The sequence below is a fragment of the Simplicispira metamorpha genome (genome assembly GCF_004341365.1).
GTDB lineage: Bacteria > Pseudomonadota > Gammaproteobacteria > Burkholderiales > Burkholderiaceae_C > Simplicispira > Simplicispira metamorpha.
Window position 1 is genome coordinate 65,357 of the sequence record NZ_SLXH01000010.1, and the last position, 18,331, is coordinate 83,687.

The window sequence follows — 18,331 nt, forward strand, 5'->3', positions numbered from 1 at the left end:
GTCCGGCCCTGTGCGGTGTGCGCAGTCTGAGAGCAGGTCAGGGCGCTTCTTTTTTGGTTTCCTTGCGCTCGGTTTGCGTCTTGCTGGCCAGCACGGTACGCCCCTTGAGGTGGTTCAGTGCCTGCGTGAGCTGGAAGTCTTTGTCGGTGCCAAATTCAGGCAGCTTGCGTTCGGCCACGGGTTTTTTGGCTTCTTCTTCCAGGCGTTTGCGGGCTTCTTCGCGGGCCTTTTCGCGGACTTCGTCTTTTTGCTCTTCGCCCTGGCCGTTGCCCAGGTGTTTTTCGAGGTCGGCTTCGCGCATGCGCAGGGCGGCAAACACGTCGCCCTCGGCGGTTTCGTCCAGCATCACGTCGGGCACGATGCCTTTGGCCTGAATGGATTTTCCGCTGGGCGTGTAGTAGCGCGCAGTGGTCAGCTTGATGCCGGTATCAGGGCCCAGGGGGCGCACGGTTTGCACCGAGCCCTTGCCAAAGGTCTGGCTGCCCATGACGGTAGCGCGCTGATGGTCTTGCAGTGCGCCGGCCACGATCTCGCTGGCCGAGGCTGAGCCCTCGTTCACCAGCACCACCAGCGGTACGGTCTTGAGGGCCGCAGGCAGGCGCTTGAGCGGGTCGCCACTGCCCCGGCGCGCGTAGAACTCGGGCGATGCCTTGTAGGTGGCTTTGCTCTCGGCCAACTGGCCATTGGTGGACACCACGGTGACGTTGGCAGGCAAAAACGCTGCCGACACCGCTACCGCAGCGTCCAGCAGGCCACCGGGGTCGTTGCGCAAATCCAGCACCAGGCCTTTGAGTTGCGGGTCGGCCTTGTACAGCTCTTCGGCCTTGCGCACGAAGTCATCGACGGTGCGTTCCTGGAACTGGCTCAGGCGAATCCAGCCGTAGCCGGGCTCAATCATCTTGCCCTTGACCGATTGCGTCTTGATCTCTTCGCGCGTGATGGTCACGGGGAAAGTGCGGCTCTCGTCCTTGCGCAAAATCATCAAGGTGACTTTGGTGCTGGGCTCGCCGCGCATCTTCTTGACGGCATCGCTCAGTGACAGACCCTTGACGGCGGTGTCGTCGATCTTGGTGATCAGGTCGTTGGTTTTGATGCCGGCGCGGAAGGCGGGCGAACCCTCAATGGGCGATACCACCTTGATCAGCCCGTCTTCCTGGGTGATTTCGATGCCCACGCCAACAAAGCGCCCCGTGGTGCCTTCGCGAAATTCAGAGAACGATTTTTTGTCGAAATACTGCGAGTGTGGATCCAGGCTGGCCACCATGCCCGAGATGGCATCGGTGATGAGCTTTTTATCGTCCACCGGCTCGACATAGTCGGTCTTGACCAAGCCAAACACCGCTGAGAGCTGCTGGATTTCTTCCAGCGGCAGCGGCGTCATGGCGCCGCGCGCCACGGTTTGTAGCGATACCGTGGTCAGCGCTCCGGCCACTACGCCGATTGACACCCACCCTGCAATTTTGAGTTTGTGGCCCATAGAACACCTTTACCGTTTCAATATATACCTTGGAAGGGCCATGCCTGCGCCGGTTCCCGGGCAGGCATTTTCTTACACGCCTGAGGGTGGGGCAATCGGGTGGCTGGAGGGCGGCTTTACCGCAGCTTTACGCCTTGCCCTGGCACGCCACAGCCGCCGCTGCCCGGGCTGCCGCCTCGGCATCCCCCAGATAGTAGTGGCGGATGGGTCGCAGGTCGTCGTCCAGCTCATACACCAGTGGAATGCCGTTGGGAATGTTCACCCCCACGATGTCGTCGTCGCCGATGTTGTCCAGGTACTTGACCAGGGCACGAATCGAGTTGCCATGCGCTGCTACCACCACGCGCTGGCCGCTGCGGATGGCGGGGGCCATGGTCTCGTTCCAGAAGGGCAGCACGCGCGCCACGGTGTCTTTGAGGCATTCGGTCAGCGGCACATCGCTGGCAGGCAGGCTGGCGTAGCGGCGGTCGCCGCGCTCGCTGCGTGCATCGGTGGCTTCGAGGGCGGGGGGCGGGGTGTCGTAGCTGCGGCGCCACACCAGCACCTGCTCGTCGCCGTATTGCTTGGCCATGTCGGCTTTGTTCAGCCCTTGCAGCGCGCCGTAGTGGCGTTCGTTCAGGCGCCAGCTCTTTTGCACGGGCAGCCAGGTGCAGTCCATCTCATCGAGGGCATACCACAGGGTGTGGATGGCGCGCTTCAAGACGCTGGTGTAGGCCAGGTCAAACTCGTAGCCCTCGGCCTTGAGCAGCTTGCCTGCCGACATGGCCTGCGAGACGCCGGTGGGGGTCAGATCGACATCAGTCCAGCCAGTGAAGCGGTTTTCCAGGTTCCAGGTGGATTCACCGTGGCGGATCAGAACGAGTTTGTGCATGGTTTCCCCAAAGAAAGCGGGCCAAAACCGTACATTCTAAAATTGCTGCTGTTTGCCAACCCAAGGAATAACGTGAATTTCATTGTCGAGAACTGGTATTTGATTCTCCTGGCCCTGGTTTCGGGTGCCATGCTGGTGGTGCCTGCGCTCAAAGGGGCCGCCGGGGGCTTGAGCGCTGCCAATGCCGTGCTGCTCATCAACCGCGAAAAAGCCGTGCTCATTGACGTGTGCGGCGCTGACGAATACGCCGCTGGCCACGCGGGCGGTGCCAAGAGCGTGCCTTTGTCCGAGTTTGAAACGCGCTTGCCCGCTGTGGTCAAAAACAAGGCTGTACCCTTGGTGCTGGTGTGTGCCAGTGGCGCACGCGCCCAGCGCGCTGCGGCCCTGGCGCAAAAGCTGGGCTATGCCAACGCCCAGGTGCTGGCCGGTGGCCTCAAAGCCTGGAAAGAGGCCGGCCTGCCGGTAGAAAAGTCCTGACCGCACCCGTGCGCGCGCCCGCTTGCCCATTCATTGCCCCGCCCCAAGGAGTTCTCCCATGCAACCCGTGAAGATGTACACCACTGCCGTCTGCCCCTACTGCATCCGTGCCAAGCAGGTGCTCAAGGCCAAAGGCGTAGAGCAGATTGAAGAAATCCGCATCGACACCGATCCCGCCGCCCGTGCCGTGATGATGGAAATCACCGGTCGGCGCACGGTGCCGCAAATTTTCATTGGCGACACCCACGTCGGTGGCCACGATGACCTGGTGGCGCTGGACGCGCGCGGTGGCCTGATGCCGCTGTTGGGCGCTGCATAATCGCGCCCCATGTGCCCGCTGCGGTAACCACTGCCCCAGCGGGTTTTTTTGTCTGAGCAGAAAGACTCACTTCCATGTCCGACCAAGAAGCACCCGTGTTCCAGATTCAGCGCGTTTACCTCAAGGATTTGTCGCTGGAGCAGCCCAATTCGCCCGCCATCCTGCTGGAGCAGGCCCAGCCCAGCGTGGACATCCAGCTCGGCGTGGAAGCCACCCCCGTGGCCGACGGCATCTATGAAGTGGCTGTCACGGCCACCGTGCAGACCAAGATCGAAGACCGCACCGTGTTTCTGGTCGAAGCCAAGCAGGCTGGCATCTTTGAAATCCGCAACCTGCCCGAAGACCAGATGGGCCCGGTGATCGGCATTGCCTGCCCGCAAATCGTGTACCCCTACCTGCGCGGCAACGTGGCCGACATCATCAACCGCGCTGGCTTCCCGCCCGTGCACCTGGCAGAAATCAACTTCCAGGCCATGTACGAGCAGCAGCAAGCCCAGGCCGCTGGCACGCTGCCGCAGTAATTTGAAGCCAAATCGGCCTCTAGCGCCCGCCAGACAAGCGCAAGCAGCTATGAAAATAGTAGTGATTGGAGCCGGTGCCTGGGGCACCGCTGTGGCCATCAGCGCCGCTGCCAACCCGGCCGGCCACCGCGTGACGCTGTGGGCGCGCGATGCCCAGCAAGTGGCCGACATGCAGGCTGCGCGCAGCAACACGCGCTACCTGCCCGACATCGCCTTGCCCGCCACGCTGGTGCTGGTCAACGGTGCCGCCACCGCCCTGACCGAGCTGGTGGCTGGGGCCGATCTGGTCATCGTGGCCACGCCCATGGCCGCCCTGCGCGCCATGCTGGCGCAGTTGCGCGACTGCCGCGCCCCCGTGGCCTGGCTGTGCAAGGGCTTTGAGGCCGCGCTTCCCGGTTCAAGTGCTTTTGGGCTGCTGGCGCACGAAGTGCGGGCGCAGGTAGCTCCTGATTTAAGAGCAGGCGTGCTCAGTGGCCCCAGCTTCGCGCAAGAAGTGGCGCGTGGCCAGCCTTCGGCGCTGGTGGCTGCCAGCGAACACGCCTGCGTGCGCGATGCGCTGGTGCAGGCTTTTCACAGCCCCAGCGTGCGCGTCTATGCCAACGACGACATCGTGGGCGTGGAAGTGGGCGGTGCCGTGAAGAACGTGCTGGCCATTGCCACCGGCCTGTGCGATGGCCTGCAATTGGGCCTGAACGCCCGCGCCGCCCTCATCACGCGCGGCCTGGCTGAAATGACGCGCCTGGGCGTGGCCCTGGGCGCGCGGGCCGACACCTTCATGGGCCTGTCGGGCCTGGGCGATCTGGTACTGACGGCCACGGGCGATTTGTCGCGCAACCGCCGCGTGGGCCTGCTGCTGGCGCAGGGCATGACCTTGCCGCAGGCGGTAGATTCTTTAGGCCATGTGGCCGAGGGCGTGTACTGCGCCCGCACCGTGGTGCAGCGCGCGCGCCACCTGGGCGTGGACATGCCCATCAGCGACGCCGTGGTGGCCCTGCTTGATGGCCAACTACAGCCCGCCGAGGCTGTTTCGGTGCTGATGGAGCGCCAGCCCAAGGGCGAAGGCGCTTGGGCCTCGTGCTGAGCTGATCTCCCGCCGCAGCCAACGGGGGCGCTCTGCACCGGCGCTTTCACGATTGCCGTGGGGTGCTCTGGGGCTTGCGCAATGGTGGCAATAGCGCCAGCATGCACCATCCCATTGCCTCTTCAATGCCCATGTGCGCCAACAAAATCCTGCTGATCGTTTACCACTCCCTGACCGGTGGCACGCGGCAAATGGCCGAGGCCGCACGCGATGGCGCTGCGCAGGAGCGTGGCTGCACCGTGCGCCTGTTGCACGCCGCGCAGGCCGGGCCACAGGATGTGCTGGCAGCCGATGGCTATGTGTTTGCCACGCCCGAGAACCTGGCGGCCATCAGCGGCCAGCTCAAGGACTTTTTTGACCGCAGCTACTACGCCGTGCTGGACCAGATCAATGGCCGCCCCTACGCCAGCTTGGTCTGCGCGGGCAGCGATGGCAGCAACGCCGCCCGGCAGATGGTGCGCATCGCCACTGGCTGGCGCCTCAAAGCGGTGGCCGAGCCGCTGATCGTGTGTACCCACGCGCAAACGCCCGAGGCCATCCTGGCGCCCAAGCACATTGCGGATGCTGACCTGGAACAGTGCCGCGCCCTGGGCGAGGCGCTGGCGGCGGGGCTGGTGCTGGGGGTGTTTTGATCCCCGGGTCGGGTGCGCTCGGCGCCGCCTGGTAGGAACCCTGTAGACGCTGCCAAGCTGCGCCCTGTAGCCTGACTCGGCCTGCGGGCCGTGCAGAAAATCTGCTGTAGGGTTCATTTTTGATAGCTGCTAGCGCCCGCCAATAAAGGGCTAAATGCTGATTTGGCTTATAAAAACTTCACCGCCAGGCGGTGGCCACCAGCTGGCTGTAATGCACGCCTTTTCTGCCCAGCAGTTGCTCAAATTGCGCCGGGTTGCCCACGTTGTCGCTGCCCAGCATGGCCAGGGTTTCGCTGCACCAGGGCGATGGGGGTACAGCGTCGCCCAGGCGCGCGCTCAAGGTGGTCAGCGGCTGGGGCAGGCGCAGCACGGTGGCAGGGCGCTGGCCCAGTTGCTGGCGCAGGCTGGCGATGAAGGCGCCCATGGTCAGCGCCTCGGGGCCGGTGCATTCAATGGTGCCGGTCTGGTCTATGGCTGGGCCCAGCAGGGCGACCACTGCGGCGGCCAGGTCGTGTACCGATACCGGCTGCACCCGCGCTTGCAGCACCGGGCCGGGCAGCAGCGCCAGCGGCAGGCGCGCCAGGTTCATGAACAGCGCGCTGCTGTCGCCGCCTTTGCCAAACACCACGCTGGGGCGCAGGATGGCCGCTCGCACTTTGCCTTGCGCGGCCAGTTGTTGCAGGTGTGCCTCGGCGGCCAGCTTAGTCTGGGCGTAGCGCGTGCTGCTGGCGTCAATGCCCAGCGCGGAGATTTGCACCACGCGCTGCACACCGGCCTTGGCGCAGGCATCGAACAGCGCGATGGGGGTATCGCGGTGGACGGCGTCAATGGGGCGCTGGCGCGTGTCGCGCAGCACACCCACGGCGTTGACCACGGCGTCGATGCCCTCCAGGCGCGGCAACCAGGCGCTGGCGCTGGTGTCGTGGGCAAAGTCCATCGCCACCTGGCCCGGTTGCAGCGCGCTGCGCCGGGGCGAGACGCCGCCGCGCACGGTATGGCCCGCGCGCTCCAGTGCTGCTTTCAGGGTGTGGCCGATAAAGCCGGTAGAGCCAGTGAGCAGGATGTGCATGGTGTTTCTCAAAGTGGGTGGCGTGGACTGGCACGATAGTACGGTTTGGCCGCCAGCGCTGGCCGGGGTTTCATCGGTGCGGGCTGCGCCCGGCGCGGCAGTCTTCTAGACTTGCGTTCCCATCCGGATGCCCCATTGCCCGGCGCCCACGCGCTTTTTTCAGGAGAGACTGCCATGCCGTTTGAAGATATCCGCTCTGATGTCCATTCCCTGCTGCCGGGGCGCAGTACCGAGGCGGGCACCACCCGGCGCACTGCCTTGCAGGCTGCGCTGGGCTTGGGCACGCTGGGCTATGCCGCCGCCGCCGCACCGTTGATGGCGCAAACGGCCCTCACCACACCCGCCGATGGTCTGGACGCGGGCACGGTGCATTACGAGGTCAACGGCTTCCAGGTGCCTGCCTACCGCGCTGCGCCCGCAGGCAAAACCGGCCTGCCGGTGGTGCTGGTGATTCAGGAGATTTTTGGCGTACACGCCTACATCGCTGACGTCTGCCGCCGCCTGGCGCGTGCCGGTTACCTGGCGATTGCGCCCGAGCTATACGCACGCCAGGGCAACCCGGCGCAGTACAGCGACATCAGCCAGCTGATGGCCGAGCTGGTGGCCAAGGTGCCCGATGCCCAGGTGGTCGCCGATCTGGACGGCGCTGTGGCCTGGGCCAGCGCCCATGGCGGTGATGCGGCGCGCGTGGCCATCACCGGCTTTTGCTGGGGCGGGCGCATCACCTGGCTGTATGCCGCGCACGGCCCGGTCAAGGCGGGCGTGGCCTGGTACGGGCGGCTGGTGGGGCAGCCCAGCGCACTCACACCCAAGCACCCGGTGGACATCACGCCCATCCTCAAGGCGCCGGTGCTGGGCCTGTACGGCGAAAAAGATGGCGGCATACCGCTTGACACGGTTGATAGGATGAAAGCGGCTTTGGCCAGCGGGTCTGCTGCGGCCCGGGCCAGCCAGTTCGTGGTGTACCCCGATGCGCCGCATGCCTTCCATGCCGACTATCGCCCCAGCTACCGCCAAGGGCCCGCTGAAGATGGATGGACGCAGGCACTGGCCTGGTTCAAGGCGCAGGGCGTGGTCTGACAACCCCGGCGCCCGCACCGGCTGCACCGACACAGCCGCCCCGCTCAGGCAGGGCGGCTTTTTTAATCAAAATGGCTTCCAGGCCATACAGGTAAAGCGCATACAGCTATGATTTTAATAGCAATTATTTTGGCTACTCTGGCCGCAGGCATTGGCAGTGTGTGGCTGGCGGCGTTGTTGATGCGCGCCGGGCTGGGCGGGCGCCCCGATGGCGTGGGGCCGCAGCACCTGTTGAGCCTGGCCGCCGGGGCGCTGCTGGCCACGGCCTTCATGCACCTGCTGCCCGAGGCGTTCGAGAGCCAGGCCGGTGCGCACGATTTGTTTGCCACGCTGCTGGTGGGGGTGGTGTTTTTCTTTTTGCTGGACAAGGCCGAGCTGTGGCACCACGGCCACGAGCACAACCACACCCCCGACGGCCACGACCATGCGCACCACGGTCACGATCATGGCCATGCCCCCCACGAGCACGGCGCCACGCCTGCCGTCCACGCACCCCACGCGCCCCGGGTGGGCGGCTGGAGCGTGCTGACGGGTGACAGCGTTCACTGTTTTGGCGATGGCGTGCTCATCGCGTCCGCGTTTGTCGCCGACGTGCGGCTGGGGCTGATTGCCGCAGTGTCGGTGCTGGCGCACGAGGTGCCGCACCACATGGGCGATCTGGTGGTGCTGCGCCAGAGCAGTGCCAGCCGGCGCATTGCGCTGGTCAAGGTGTCGCTGGCCGGGGCGGTGACGGCGCTGGGCGGGGTGGTGGGGTATTTTCTGGTGGAGCGCCTGCACGACTGGCTGCCGTATTTTCTGGCGGTGGCCTCCAGCAGCTTTGTTTATGTGGCGCTGGCCGATCTGATTCCGCAGCTGCAAAAACGCCTGTCCGCCCGTGAGACGGCCATCCAGGTGGTCTGGTTGCTGCTGGGTATGGCGGTGGTCATGGCCGTGAGCCGGGTGGCGCACCACGCGCACTGAAGCGGGCGCGGGTGCAGGCGCCAGGGCGCACGGTCAGCGCCCGATGGCAAACACGGCAGGCGTGTGCTTGTCGGGCCCGGCGCTGTTCTGGCGCCATTGGCGCACTGGCTGGCTGCGGGTTTGGGCGCTGGCCAGGGTCAGGCCGCTGCTGATGGCCAGGCGCGTGGTGGGCTGCAGCGTGTGCAGCAGCGCTTGCAGCAAGGCGGCGTTGCGGTAGGGCGTTTCAATGAACAACTGCGTCTGGCCGCTTTGCACGGCCAGGGTTTCCAGGGCGCGGATGCGCTGGGCGCGCTCGGCGGCGTCTTGCGGCAGGTAGCCGACAAAGGCAAAGTTCTGCCCGTTCAATCCACTGGCCGCCAGCGCCAGCAGCAGCGACACCGGCCCGACCAGTGGCACCACACGAATGCCCAGGTCGTGTGCGGCGCGCACCACTGAGCTGCCGGGGTCGGCCACCGCAGGCATGCCCGCCTCGCTCACCAAGCCCACATCGTGCCCGGCCAGGGCGGGCGCCAGCAGGGGCCGTGCATCCCACACGGCAGCGCCCTTGCCACCGTGGTCGCCTTTTTTGTGGACTTCGCGCGGCAGCTCGGTGATGTGCTGCTCTTGCAGCGCCAGCGCCAGCGGGTGCAGCGCATCGACGCGCTTGAGGTAGGCGCGGGTGCTTTTGGCGTTCTCGCCAATCCAGTGCGTCAGGCGGGCGGCGGTGCGCAGGGTGGCGTCGGGCAAGGCGTCTTGCAGGGGCGTTTGTGTGTCGCAGCCAAAGTCCAGCGGCGCGGGCACCAGGTACAGCGTGCCGGGTGCGCTGGGCGTTGCAGGCGCTGCGGGCAGGGCAGGGGCTGCGGCGCTCATGGCAGCACCAGCCCGGCAGCGCGCAGCAGGTGGCAGGTGCGGATCAGCGGCAGGCCGATGAGGGCGGTGGGATCGTCGCTGTGGATGGCGTCGAGCAGGCTGATGCCCAGGCCCTCGCTCTTGGCGCTGCCAGCGCAGTCGTAGGGCTGCTCGGCGCGCAGATAGCGCTCAATTTCCGCATCACTGAGCGGGCGAAAGCGCACTTCCACGGCGGCCAGCAGTGCCTGTTCAAAGCCAGTGGCGTGGCAGACCACGGCCACGGCAGTCTGAAAAACCACGCTGTGGCCGCTCATCAGGCGCAATTGCTCGGTCGCGCGTTCGTGCGTGCCGGGCTTGCCCAGTGCATGGCCAGCCAGGTCGGCCACCTGGTCGGAGCCAATCACCACGGCCTCGGGTTGCTGCGCAGCCACGGCATGGGCCTTGGCCAGCGCCAGGCGCAGCGCCAGGGCATCGGGGGCTTCATGCGGCTGCGGCGTTTCATCGACTTCAGGCGCCATCACGGTGAAAGGCAGGCGCAGGCGCTGCAACAATTCGCGCCGGTAGACAGAGGTGGAGCCCAGTACCAAGGGGCGTTGTAGGGTGGGAGAAGAATGCATGGCACGATTCTCTTACACTGCGCCCCATGACCAAGACATTCCACCCCGACAGACTGGACGTGAAGGCTTTTGCGCAGGCGGGCGGGCATCTCGCCGGCCATGAAACCTTATTGAAATACGAGCGTCTGGCCGAAGAGGCGCAAGGCTTGCACCCGGATTTGCGCGTGGATTGGTACGCCGACGCCGAGTTGCGCACCGATGCAGGCGAGGGCGTGCAGCACTGGCTGCATTTGCGCGCCGAGGCCACCTTTCCCATGGTGTGTCAGCGCTGTTTGCTGCCTGTGGATGTGCCTTTGCTGGTAGAGCGCTCGTTCCGCTTCGTGGCCGACGAGGCCACCGCCGAAGCGCTGGACGACGAGGTCGAAGAAGACCTGCTTGCCCTCAGCCGTGACTTTGATTTGCACTCCCTGATTGAAGACGAGCTGCTGATGGCGCTGCCTGTGGTGCCGCGCCACGAAGAGTGCCCCACGCCCGTCACGCTGGCATCCAGCGACGAAGACTTTGCACAGGCCAGCGCTGAAAAGCCCAACCCGTTTGCCGCGTTGGCCAGTTTGCGCGTGGAAAAGCCTGCCGAATAGGGCGCAAAAACCTTTGCGCTATAATCGCGGGCTTCGCGCGAATCCCACCTAGTGTCTTTTGAATGGGCTGATCGCGTTTTTACCAACCCTCTTTAAGACCAGGAGCCGACCATGGCCGTTCAGCAAAACAAAAAATCTCCCTCCAAGCGCGGCATGCACCGCTCGCACAATGCCCTGAATGTGCCTGGCATCGCAGTGGAGCCCACCACCGGCGAAATCCACCTGCGTCACCACATCAGCCCCAACGGTTTTTACCGTGGTCGCCAAGTGCTGAAGAACAAGTCTGAAGCCTGATAACAGTCCTTCAGCGCAGACCCTCAGGGGCCCGTAGCTACTATTTTTGTAGCACGGGCCTTTGCTTTGAGCGCTGTATTTTCAGGTTTGACCCCCTTCGGGGCAGAGTTTTTTGGTGGAGGGCTGGCCTCTTCCAAATTCGCCCCCCACTGGGGGCGTGGATTGAAACAAACATGATTACATTGGCCGTTGATTGCATGGGGGGCGACCACGGTCCCCGCGTCACACTGGCGGCGTGCCGCCGGTTTTTGGATGAGCACGCCGATGCGCGGCTCCTGCTGGTGGGCCTGCCCGAAGCCTTGCAGGGCTTTGCCCACGAGCGCGCCACCTTGGTACACGCCAGCGAAGTGGTAACCATGGAAGACCCGGTAGAGATCGCCTTGCGGCGCAAAAAAGACTCTTCCATGCGGGTGGCCATCCAGCAGGTCAAGGATGGCTCGGCAGCCGCAGCGGTGTCTGCGGGCAACACCGGTGCTTTGATGGCCATTGCGCGCTATGTGCTCAAAACCCTGGATGGCATCGACCGGCCTGCCATCGCCAGCCAGTTGCCCAATGCCACTGGTGGCTCCACCACGGTGCTGGATCTGGGTGCCAATGTCGATTGCACCGAGCACCATTTGCTGCAGTTTGCCGTCATGGGCTCGGCGCTGGATTCGGTGCTCAAGGGCAAGGAGCAGCCTACCGTGGGCTTGCTCAATATTGGTGCGGAGGCCATCAAAGGCAGCGAAGTGATCAAAAAAGCGGGTGATCTGCTGCGTACTGCGGCCAACTCCGGTAACTTGAACTTTGTTGGCAACGTGGAAGGCAATGATATTTTCAAAGGCACCACTGACATCGTGGTGTGTGACGGCTTTGTTGGCAACGTGGCGCTGAAAACCAGCGAAGGCCTGGCCTACATGGTCAGTACATTTTTGAAGCAAGAATTTTCGCGAAATATTTTTACGAAAATATCTGCCATCGTTGCTTATCCGGTGTTATCTGCTTTTAAAAAGCGATTAGATCACCGTCGCTACAACGGCGCAGCCCTGTTGGGCCTGCGTGGACTGGTGTTCAAAAGCCACGGATCTGCCGACGAAGTGGCCTTCGGTCAGGCGTTGAACCGCGCGTATGATGCAGCCCGCAACAACCTGCTGGACCGGGTTCGTCGCCGCATCGCCAGCGCAGCGCCTTTTCTTTTGCCTGCCAGTGCGCCTGCGGAGACCGGACAGGCGCCAGCGCCATTTTGATGAAACGCTATTCCCGCATTACCGGCACTGGCAGTTATTTGCCACCGCGCCGCGTGACCAATGCCGACCTGGTGGCCCAACTGGCTGAGCGCGGCGTCGAGACTTCCGACGAGTGGATTGTGGAACGCACGGGCATCCGGGCGCGCCACTTTGCCGATCCTGATGTGGCGTGCAGCGACCTGGGGCTCCACGCCGCCCGCAATGCCCTGGAGGCTGCGGCTTTGCAGGCGCAGGATATTGATTTGATCATCGTCGCCACGTCCACGCCGGACATGGTGTTTCCCTCCACCGCCGCCATCCTGCAACACAAGCTGGGCGCCAACGGCTGCGCCGCCTTTGATGTGCAGGCTGTGTGCAGTGGCTTTGTCTATGCGCTCACGGTGGCCGACGCCATGATCCGTGCTGGTGCGGCATCGCGCGCGCTGGTGGTGGGTTCTGAGATTTTCAGCCGCCTGCTTGATTTCAACGACCGCACCACCTGCGTGCTGTTTGGCGACGGTGCTGGCGCCGTGGTGCTGGAAGCCTCGGATACGCCCGGCATTCTGGCCAGCGACATCCACGCTGATGGCAAGCATGTGGGTATTTTGTGCGTGCCCGGCCATGTGGCGGGCGGGCAGATTACAGGCTCGCCCCTGCTCACCATGGATGGCCAAGCGGTGTTCAAACTGGCCGTGGGCCTGCTGGAGAGCGCCGCGCGCAATGTGCTGGAAAAATCCGGCCTGACCGAGGCCGATATTGATTGGCTGGTGCCGCACCAGGCCAACATCCGCATCATGCAAAGCACGGCGCGTAAGCTCAAACTGCCCATGGACAAAGTCGTGGTCACGGTGCAAGAGCATGGCAACACGTCAGCGGCCTCGATTGGGCTGGCGCTGGACCAGGCGGTGCGCAGCGGCCAGGCGCAGCCCGGCCAGACGTTGCTGCTCGAAGGCGTGGGTGGCGGCTTTACCTGGGGAGCTTTGCTCCTGAAATTGTAGCTGCTAGCGCTTATCCCGTAAGCGCTAGAGCCTGTTTTTACTTATATTTTGAACGACATGAAGTCTTTTGCATTTGTCTTCCCGGGCCAGGGCTCGCAGGCCGTGGGCATGCTCGATGGCTGGAGCGACCATCCGGCGGTGGTGCAAACGCTGCAAGAAGCCTCGGACGCCCTGGGCGAAGACGTGGGCCGCCTGATCCACGAAGGCCCCAAAGAGCAATTGGCCCTGACCACCAACACCCAGCCGGTGATGCTGGTGGCGGGCGTGGCCGCGTGGCGCGTGTGGCGTGCCGAGGGCGGCGCCCTGCCCGCTGCGGTGGCCGGGCACTCGCTGGGCGAATATTCGGCGCTGGTCGCTGCCGGTGTGCTGACGCTGGCGCAGGCCGCGCCGCTGGTGCGCCTGCGCGCTGCGGCCATGCAGGAAGCCGTGCCCGTGGGCACTGGCGCCATGGCCGCCATCCTGGGTCTGGATGCTACAAAAGTGATAGCTGTTTGCGCAGAGGTGACGGGCTCTATGGCCCAAAACGGCACTGAAGTGGTGGAAGCCGTCAATTTCAACGATCCGGCGCAAACCGTGATCGCAGGCACCAAAGCTGCCGTCGAAAAAGCCTGCGAGGTGCTCAAGGCCGCAGGGGCCAAGCGCGCCCTGCCGCTGCCGGTGTCGGCGCCATTCCACTCCAGCCTGATGAAGCCCGCCGCCGAAAAGCTGCGCGTGGCGCTGGCGACCACCGCGCTGGCGACGCCGCAGATTCCGGTGCTCAACAACATCGACGTGGCCGTGCAGCAGGACGCTGACGCCATCCGCGATGCGCTCTACCGCCAGGCGTTCGGGCCGGTGCGCTGGGTCGAATGCGTGCAGGCGCTCAAAGGCCGTGGCATCAGCCACATCATCGAGTGCGGCCCGGGCAAAGTGCTGGCCGGTCTGGTCAAGCGCATTGACGCCGAGCTGGTCGGCGCCGCTTTGTACGATATGAATACCCTGACTGCTACCAAGGAGCTGCTGGCATGAGCGAATCCTCTGTGAAATCCCCTGTGGCGCTGGTCACTGGCGCATCCCGCGGTATTGGCGCGGCCATTGCGCAAGAGCTGGCCCGCCGTGGCTACCAGGTCATTGGCACCGCCACCACCGCAGGCGGTGCCGAGGGCATCACGGCAGCGCTGGCGGCCTATCCCGGCTGCCGTGGCGCCGCGCTGGATGTGAATGACGTCGCTGCCGTAGAGGCACTGATCGACAGCATCGTCAAGCAGCAAGGCGGTTTGCAGGCGCTGGTGAACAACGCCGGCATCACGCGCGACCAGCTGGCCATGCGCATGAAAGACGACGACTGGGATGCGGTGCTGGACACCAACCTCAAGGCCGTGTTCCGCGTCAGCCGCGCGGCCATCAAGCCCATGATGAAGCAGCGTTTTGGCCGCATCATCAGCATCACCAGCGTGGTGGGGGCCTCGGGCAACCCGGGCCAGGCCAACTACGCTGCCGCCAAGGCGGGCGTGGCTGGCATGACCCGTGCCCTGGCGCGCGAGCTGGGCAGCCGCAACATCACGGTCAACTGTGTGGCGCCTGGCTTCATCCAGACCGACATGACGGCAGAGCTGCCCGAAGCACAGCAAAAAGCCCTGAACGCACAGATTCCGCTGGGCCACATGGGCCAGCCCGCAGACATCGCGCATGCTGTGGCCTACCTGGCATCGCCCGAGGCTGGCTATGTGACGGGGCAGGAGTTGCACGTCAATGGCGGCATGTACATGTAATTGATGAAAGTTCACGCCGGTTGATCCGTGCGGCGGGCCGTTCAGGAAGGGTTTCTTAAACGGCTAGAATCGCGGATTCTTTTCACAACCTCCCAGAGGGAAACCATGAGCGATATCGAAGCACGTGTCAAAAAAATCATTGCCGAACAACTCGGCGTGGAAGAGTCTCAAGTCACCAACGAAAAAGCCTTTGTGGCCGACCTCGGTGCCGACTCGCTGGACACCGTGGAGCTGGTGATGGCCCTGGAAGACGAATTCGGCATTGAGATTCCCGACGAAGACGCCGAGAAGATCACGACGGTGCAAAACGCCATCGACTACGCCACCAACCACCAGAAGGCCTGAGCCAGCGCCCAGCGCCTGCCCTCAGAGCGATCAGCACAAGGTTTTTACGCATGAGCCGTCGTCGCGTTGTCGTGACCGGCCTGGGTTGCATCAGCCCCGTGGGCAACACGGTGCAGGATGCCTGGGCCAATATCCTCGCCGGTCAGTCCGGCATTGATCTCATCACCAAGTTCGATGCATCGAACTTCGCTTGCAAAATTGCAGGAGAGGTCAAAGGATTTGACCTGGAGTCCTACATCAGCGCCAAAGATGCGCGGGCGATGGACAGTTTTATCCATTTCGGCATTGCTGCCGCGGCCCAGGCCGTGCGCGATGCGGGCTTGCCAACGGGCGAGGCGCTCAGCGATGAGCTGGCCACCCGCATCGCCTGTGTGATCGGCTCCGGTATCGGCGGCTTGCCGCTGATAGAAAACACCCATGCGGAGCTGGCCAGCCGGGGGCCGCGGCGCATCACCCCATTTTTTGTACCTGCCTCCATCATCAATATGGTGGCAGGCCATGTCTCCATGCGGTTTGGCTTCAAGGGGCCCAACCTGGCCGTGGTCACTGCCTGCACCACGGGGCTGCACTGCATTGGCGAGGCCGGGCGCATGATCGAATACGGCGACGCCGATGTGGTCGTTGCCGGTGGCACCGAAGCTACCGTGTCGCCGCTGGGCGTAGGTGGTTTTGCCGCCATGCGCGCACTGTCCACCCGCAATGACGACCCCAAAGCCGCTTCGCGCCCCTGGGACAAAGACCGCGATGGCTTTGTGCTGGGTGAGGGGGCCGGTGTCATGGTGCTGGAAGAGTATGAGCACGCCAAGGCCCGCGGCGCCAAAATCTACGCGGAACTGAGCGGCTTTGGCATGAGCGCTGATGCGGGTCACATGACCGCACCGAACATGGATGGCCCGCGCCGTGCCATGCTGCATGCACTGCGCAATGCGGGGGTCAACGCCGATGAGGTCGGCTACCTCAATGCCCACGGCACCTCCACGCCTTTGGGTGATATCAATGAGGCCAACGCCATCAAGGCCGCATTTGGCGACCATGCGCGCCAGAAACTGGTGGTCAGTTCCACCAAGTCCATGACCGGGCACTTGCTTGGTGGTGCCGGTGGCATTGAAAGCATCTTCACGGTGTTGGCGCTGTACCACCAAAAGGTGCCACCCACTATCAACCTGGACAACCAGGACCCTGAGTGCGACCTTGACTTCTGTGCCAATGTGGCGCGCGACATGAAGATGGATATCGCGGTCAAAAACAACTTCGGCTTTGGCGGAACCAACGGTTCCCTGGTGTTCCGACGCATCTGACGTGTCCAGCGGTCTGGCATGGTGCGGCCCCATCTGATGGCTGCATCGCCTTCCCGCTACCAAGCGCCTGCGGTGCGCTATCCCGTGGTGCGCAGCCGCCAGCTTGGCAGCCTGTTGCTGGTGCTGTCTGCACTGGGGCTGCTGGTGTGTCTGGCTTGGTGGCGCTGGGCCGGTGTGCCGCTGGCAGCGGTACTGGCTGCGCTGGCCACCTGGGGCGGTGCCACGGTGCTGGCATGGCGTTTCTGGTGGCTTTCTCCAGCGGGCGTTCTGGTGTGGGATGGTCGCAACTGGGCGTTGGATCGCCCGGGGCAGGGGGCCATCGTTGGTGTGCTGGCTGTACATCTGGATGTGCAGCGCAGTGTGTGGGTGCGTTTGACGCCTGCCCATGGCGCTCCCTGGTGGCTCTGGCTGGAGCAATCCTGGGATGCCACGCGCTGGATGGATGTGCGCCGTGCGTTATATTCGCGCCCCAGGCTGGGTGCTGCCGACAACCTTGCTGAAACCCCCGGCCGCGCCCCCTGAAGCGGTCGCCAGGCGCGCAACTTCCCTTACCCATGACCGTTTCTCCCCTTGCCGAACCACCTCCTGGCGACAGTGACTTCCAACTGGTCGAGCGCGCAGTCGCCGGGGATCAGCGGGCGTATGAACTGCTGGTCATCAAATACCAGCGGCGCATTGAGCGCCTGATTGGCCGCATGGTGCGCGATACCGACCTGGTGCAGGACATTGCGCAGGAAACCTTCATCCGTGCCTATCGAGCGCTGCACCAGTTTCGCGGCGAAGCGCAGTTCTACACCTGGCTATACCGTATCGCGGTCAATACAGCCAAAAAGGCGCTGATGGATCTCAAGCGTGATCCGCTGGTGTATGAGTCGACGCTGGCCGGTGCGGACGATGGTGATGAAACTTCCCGCCTCGGTAATGAACCAATCAACGAGGAAACGCCCGAAACTGTGTTGGCTGCCCGCGAGATAGCGGCTGCCGTCAACGCGGCCATGGAGGCTTTGCCCGAAGATTTGCGCCAGGCCGTGAGCCTGCGTGAAATAGAGGGCTTGAGCTATGAAGAAATTGCGCTGGCCATGGCCTGCCCCATAGGCACTGTGCGCTCGCGCATTTTTCGGGCGCGTGAAGCGATTTCGGCGCGTGTGCGGCCGTTGTTGCAAAACCAGATGGGCAAGCGCTGGTAACGGTGCTAACAAGAAGGCGGCAGCATGGCAGATGCAACAGGTGTGGGTTCGACAGGTGAAATCATGATGGAAAACCTCAATCAGAAAGAAATGCTGTCGGCATTGGCCGACGGGCAGTTGTCGGGCAATGCGCTGACACAGGCGCTGGAGTTCTCATCCCAGGACGAGGGGCGGGAAACTTGGCAGCTGTATCAACTGGTGGGCGATGTGCTGCGTTCGCCTGAATTGGCGCGCCCCGTGGACAACGGTGATTTTCTGGCCCGGTTGCGTACGCAGTTGGCCCAGGAAGCCGCACCTGTTGCGCAGGCCACGGCCAGCAGCCCCACAGCGCCCGCGCAACCCGTGCTTACCCAGTTCACGCCGCCACCGCAGGCCGCCAATGACTCGGTGTTCCGCTGGAAAATGGTGGCCGGGCTGGCTTCGTTGGCCGCTGTGGCCACGTTGGTCTGGAGCGCGGTGGGGGGGCTGGGCGGCCCGCCCGCTGGTGCGCAGATGGCTGCGGTGTCGGCCCCTGTCACTGCCTCTGTGTCGGTGCAAGCGCCTGCTGTGTCGCTGGCTGACAACCAGGCGCCCCAGCAAGTGATGATCCGCGACCCGCGCCTGGATGAGCTGTTGGCCGCACACAAGCAGTTTGGCGGTACTTCAGCCTTGCAACTGCCCGCAGGCTTTTTGCGCAACGCCAATTTCGAGGCCCCCAAGCGCTGACACTTGGGCGGGTGCCTGCGTTGTGGCAGGGAACCAAT

At 64.1% G+C, this 18,331-nt stretch carries 23 protein-coding genes; 18 read left to right on the forward strand and 5 right to left on the reverse strand.

All coding sequences use genetic code 11. The features are described 5' to 3' along the window. Positions 1-37: 37 nt before the first annotated feature. Together EV674_RS07190 and gpmA are read right to left on the reverse strand one after the other, a co-directional pair. Positions 38-1,477, reverse strand: coding sequence for a S41 family peptidase (locus tag EV674_RS07190; protein WP_119013817.1), 1,440 nt, complete (start codon positions 1,475-1,477; stop codon positions 38-40). 127 nt (positions 1,478-1,604) lie between these two features. Beyond that, positions 1,605-2,348, reverse strand: a complete 744-nt coding sequence (gene gpmA, locus EV674_RS07195) for a 2,3-diphosphoglycerate-dependent phosphoglycerate mutase (protein ID WP_119013816.1) — start codon at positions 2,346-2,348, stop codon at positions 1,605-1,607. A gap of 72 nt (positions 2,349-2,420) precedes the next feature. Here gpmA and EV674_RS07200 point away from each other — a divergent pair, with 72 nt between their 5' ends. The 5 genes from EV674_RS07200 to EV674_RS07220 all read left to right on the forward strand — a co-directional run bounded on the left by EV674_RS07200 (position 2,421) and on the right by EV674_RS07220 (position 5,378). Further along, complete coding sequence (locus tag EV674_RS07200) at positions 2,421-2,825, forward strand: rhodanese-like domain-containing protein (protein ID WP_119013815.1); 405 nt, start codon at positions 2,421-2,423, stop codon at positions 2,823-2,825. A 58-nt stretch (positions 2,826-2,883) separates the two neighbouring features. Then, a complete protein-coding gene (gene grxC / locus EV674_RS07205; RefSeq protein WP_119013814.1) occupies positions 2,884-3,144 on the forward strand; it encodes a glutaredoxin 3 in 261 nt (86 codons plus the stop codon). Positions 3,145-3,218: 74 nt separating this feature from the next. Then, positions 3,219-3,665: a protein-export chaperone SecB gene (gene secB, locus EV674_RS07210; protein ID WP_119013813.1), complete on the forward strand. Its 447-nt coding sequence runs from the start codon at positions 3,219-3,221 to the stop codon at positions 3,663-3,665. 49 nt (positions 3,666-3,714) lie between these two features. After that, positions 3,715-4,746: an NAD(P)H-dependent glycerol-3-phosphate dehydrogenase gene (locus EV674_RS07215; RefSeq protein WP_119013812.1), complete on the forward strand. Its 1,032-nt coding sequence runs from the start codon at positions 3,715-3,717 to the stop codon at positions 4,744-4,746. Between the two features lie 131 nt (positions 4,747-4,877). Then, entirely contained in the window at positions 4,878-5,378 is a 501-nt protein-coding gene (locus EV674_RS07220; protein ID WP_119013872.1) for a flavodoxin family protein, read from the forward strand. A 178-nt stretch (positions 5,379-5,556) separates the two neighbouring features. Here EV674_RS07220 and EV674_RS07225 read toward each other — a convergent pair whose 3' ends face one another. Next, positions 5,557-6,447 (reverse strand): NAD-dependent epimerase/dehydratase family protein, encoded by an 891-nt coding sequence (locus tag EV674_RS07225; RefSeq protein WP_119013811.1) that lies wholly within the window; start codon positions 6,445-6,447, stop codon positions 5,557-5,559. Positions 6,448-6,621: 174 nt separating this feature from the next. Between EV674_RS07225 and EV674_RS07230 the strand changes: the two genes are divergently transcribed. Continuing rightward, positions 6,622-7,527 (forward strand): dienelactone hydrolase family protein, encoded by a 906-nt coding sequence (locus EV674_RS07230; protein WP_119013810.1) that lies wholly within the window; start codon positions 6,622-6,624, stop codon positions 7,525-7,527. Between the two features lie 108 nt (positions 7,528-7,635). Beyond that, positions 7,636-8,487, forward strand: coding sequence for a ZIP family metal transporter (locus tag EV674_RS07235; protein ID WP_132750389.1), 852 nt, complete (start codon positions 7,636-7,638; stop codon positions 8,485-8,487). A gap of 33 nt (positions 8,488-8,520) precedes the next feature. Here the strand turns inward: EV674_RS07235 and EV674_RS07240 are convergent, their stop codons facing one another. Beyond that, complete coding sequence (locus EV674_RS07240; RefSeq protein WP_119014308.1) at positions 8,521-9,336, reverse strand: SAM-dependent methyltransferase; 816 nt, start codon at positions 9,334-9,336, stop codon at positions 8,521-8,523. Next, a complete protein-coding gene (locus EV674_RS07245; protein WP_119014307.1) occupies positions 9,333-9,932 on the reverse strand; it encodes a Maf family nucleotide pyrophosphatase in 600 nt (199 codons plus the stop codon). The genes EV674_RS07240 and EV674_RS07245 overlap by 4 nt, the downstream gene beginning before the upstream one ends. A 26-nt stretch (positions 9,933-9,958) precedes the next feature. Here EV674_RS07245 and EV674_RS07250 point away from each other — a divergent pair, with 26 nt between their 5' ends. From EV674_RS07250 to EV674_RS07300, 11 genes are all read left to right on the forward strand, one after another. Next, positions 9,959-10,510, forward strand: coding sequence for a YceD family protein (locus EV674_RS07250; RefSeq protein WP_119014306.1), 552 nt, complete (start codon positions 9,959-9,961; stop codon positions 10,508-10,510). A 111-nt stretch (positions 10,511-10,621) separates the two neighbouring features. Continuing rightward, positions 10,622-10,804, forward strand: a complete 183-nt coding sequence (rpmF, locus tag EV674_RS07255; protein WP_019575026.1) for a 50S ribosomal protein L32 — start codon at positions 10,622-10,624, stop codon at positions 10,802-10,804. Positions 10,805-10,977: 173 nt separating this feature from the next. After that, on the forward strand, positions 10,978-12,030 hold the full coding sequence (gene plsX, locus EV674_RS07260; protein ID WP_119014305.1) for a phosphate acyltransferase PlsX: 1,053 nt from the start codon (positions 10,978-10,980) through the stop codon (positions 12,028-12,030). After that, positions 12,030-13,007: a beta-ketoacyl-ACP synthase III gene (locus EV674_RS07265; RefSeq protein ID WP_119014304.1), complete on the forward strand. Its 978-nt coding sequence runs from the start codon at positions 12,030-12,032 to the stop codon at positions 13,005-13,007. The genes plsX and EV674_RS07265 overlap by 1 nt, the downstream gene beginning before the upstream one ends. A 57-nt stretch (positions 13,008-13,064) precedes the next feature. Continuing rightward, positions 13,065-14,015 (forward strand): ACP S-malonyltransferase, encoded by a 951-nt coding sequence (gene fabD, locus EV674_RS07270; RefSeq protein WP_119014303.1) that lies wholly within the window; start codon positions 13,065-13,067, stop codon positions 14,013-14,015. After that, entirely contained in the window at positions 14,012-14,758 is a 747-nt protein-coding gene (gene fabG, locus EV674_RS07275; protein WP_119014302.1) for a 3-oxoacyl-ACP reductase FabG, read from the forward strand. Before fabD ends, fabG begins: the two co-directional genes overlap by 4 nt. Before the next feature lie 105 nt (positions 14,759-14,863). Continuing rightward, positions 14,864-15,103, forward strand: a complete 240-nt coding sequence (gene acpP, locus EV674_RS07280) for an acyl carrier protein (RefSeq protein WP_119014301.1) — start codon at positions 14,864-14,866, stop codon at positions 15,101-15,103. A gap of 50 nt (positions 15,104-15,153) precedes the next feature. After that, a complete protein-coding gene (gene fabF, locus EV674_RS07285; protein ID WP_119014300.1) occupies positions 15,154-16,401 on the forward strand; it encodes a beta-ketoacyl-ACP synthase II in 1,248 nt (415 codons plus the stop codon). A 36-nt stretch (positions 16,402-16,437) separates the two neighbouring features. Beyond that, positions 16,438-16,923 carry a hypothetical protein gene (locus EV674_RS07290; protein ID WP_132750390.1) on the forward strand — a complete coding sequence of 162 codons (486 nt, stop codon included), beginning with the start codon at positions 16,438-16,440 and terminating at the stop codon, positions 16,921-16,923. A gap of 32 nt (positions 16,924-16,955) precedes the next feature. Then, positions 16,956-17,588, forward strand: coding sequence for an RNA polymerase sigma factor RpoE (gene rpoE / locus EV674_RS07295; RefSeq protein WP_119014298.1), 633 nt, complete (start codon positions 16,956-16,958; stop codon positions 17,586-17,588). Positions 17,589-17,612: 24 nt separating this feature from the next. After that, a complete protein-coding gene (locus tag EV674_RS07300) occupies positions 17,613-18,293 on the forward strand; it encodes a sigma-E factor negative regulatory protein (RefSeq protein WP_241525001.1) in 681 nt (226 codons plus the stop codon). The last annotated feature ends 38 nt before the right edge of the window (positions 18,294-18,331 follow it).

Bases quoted from the DNA above. Each gene is read 5' to 3' on its own strand.
- EV674_RS07245 (WP_119014307.1), bottom strand. From the start codon at position 9,932: ATGCATTCTTCTCCCACCCTACAACGCCCCTTGGTACTGGGCTCCACC.
- EV674_RS07215 (WP_119013812.1), top strand. From the start codon at position 3,715: ATGAAAATAGTAGTGATTGGAGCCGGTGCCTGGGGCACCGCTGTGGCC.
- fabF (WP_119014300.1), top strand. From the start codon at position 15,154: ATGAGCCGTCGTCGCGTTGTCGTGACCGGCCTGGGTTGCATCAGCCCC.
- EV674_RS07265 (WP_119014304.1), top strand. From the start codon at position 12,030: ATGAAACGCTATTCCCGCATTACCGGCACTGGCAGTTATTTGCCACCG.
- fabD (WP_119014303.1), top strand. From the start codon at position 13,065: ATGAAGTCTTTTGCATTTGTCTTCCCGGGCCAGGGCTCGCAGGCCGTG.
- rpmF (WP_019575026.1), top strand. From the start codon at position 10,622: ATGGCCGTTCAGCAAAACAAAAAATCTCCCTCCAAGCGCGGCATGCAC.
- acpP (WP_119014301.1), top strand. From the start codon at position 14,864: ATGAGCGATATCGAAGCACGTGTCAAAAAAATCATTGCCGAACAACTC.
- EV674_RS07230 (WP_119013810.1), top strand. From the start codon at position 6,622: ATGCCGTTTGAAGATATCCGCTCTGATGTCCATTCCCTGCTGCCGGGG.
- EV674_RS07190 (WP_119013817.1), bottom strand. From the start codon at position 1,477: ATGGGCCACAAACTCAAAATTGCAGGGTGGGTGTCAATCGGCGTAGTG.
- EV674_RS07220 (WP_119013872.1), top strand. From the start codon at position 4,878: ATGTGCGCCAACAAAATCCTGCTGATCGTTTACCACTCCCTGACCGGT.
- secB (WP_119013813.1), top strand. From the start codon at position 3,219: ATGTCCGACCAAGAAGCACCCGTGTTCCAGATTCAGCGCGTTTACCTC.
- EV674_RS07290 (WP_132750390.1), top strand. From the start codon at position 16,438: ATGGCTGCATCGCCTTCCCGCTACCAAGCGCCTGCGGTGCGCTATCCC.
- fabG (WP_119014302.1), top strand. From the start codon at position 14,012: ATGAGCGAATCCTCTGTGAAATCCCCTGTGGCGCTGGTCACTGGCGCA.
- EV674_RS07300 (WP_241525001.1), top strand. From the start codon at position 17,613: ATGGCAGATGCAACAGGTGTGGGTTCGACAGGTGAAATCATGATGGAA.
- EV674_RS07235 (WP_132750389.1), top strand. From the start codon at position 7,636: ATGATTTTAATAGCAATTATTTTGGCTACTCTGGCCGCAGGCATTGGC.
- rpoE (WP_119014298.1), top strand. From the start codon at position 16,956: ATGACCGTTTCTCCCCTTGCCGAACCACCTCCTGGCGACAGTGACTTC.
- gpmA (WP_119013816.1), bottom strand. From the start codon at position 2,348: ATGCACAAACTCGTTCTGATCCGCCACGGTGAATCCACCTGGAACCTG.
- EV674_RS07225 (WP_119013811.1), bottom strand. From the start codon at position 6,447: ATGCACATCCTGCTCACTGGCTCTACCGGCTTTATCGGCCACACCCTG.
- EV674_RS07250 (WP_119014306.1), top strand. From the start codon at position 9,959: ATGACCAAGACATTCCACCCCGACAGACTGGACGTGAAGGCTTTTGCG.
- EV674_RS07240 (WP_119014308.1), bottom strand. From the start codon at position 9,336: ATGAGCGCCGCAGCCCCTGCCCTGCCCGCAGCGCCTGCAACGCCCAGC.
- plsX (WP_119014305.1), top strand. From the start codon at position 10,978: ATGATTACATTGGCCGTTGATTGCATGGGGGGCGACCACGGTCCCCGC.
- grxC (WP_119013814.1), top strand. From the start codon at position 2,884: ATGCAACCCGTGAAGATGTACACCACTGCCGTCTGCCCCTACTGCATC.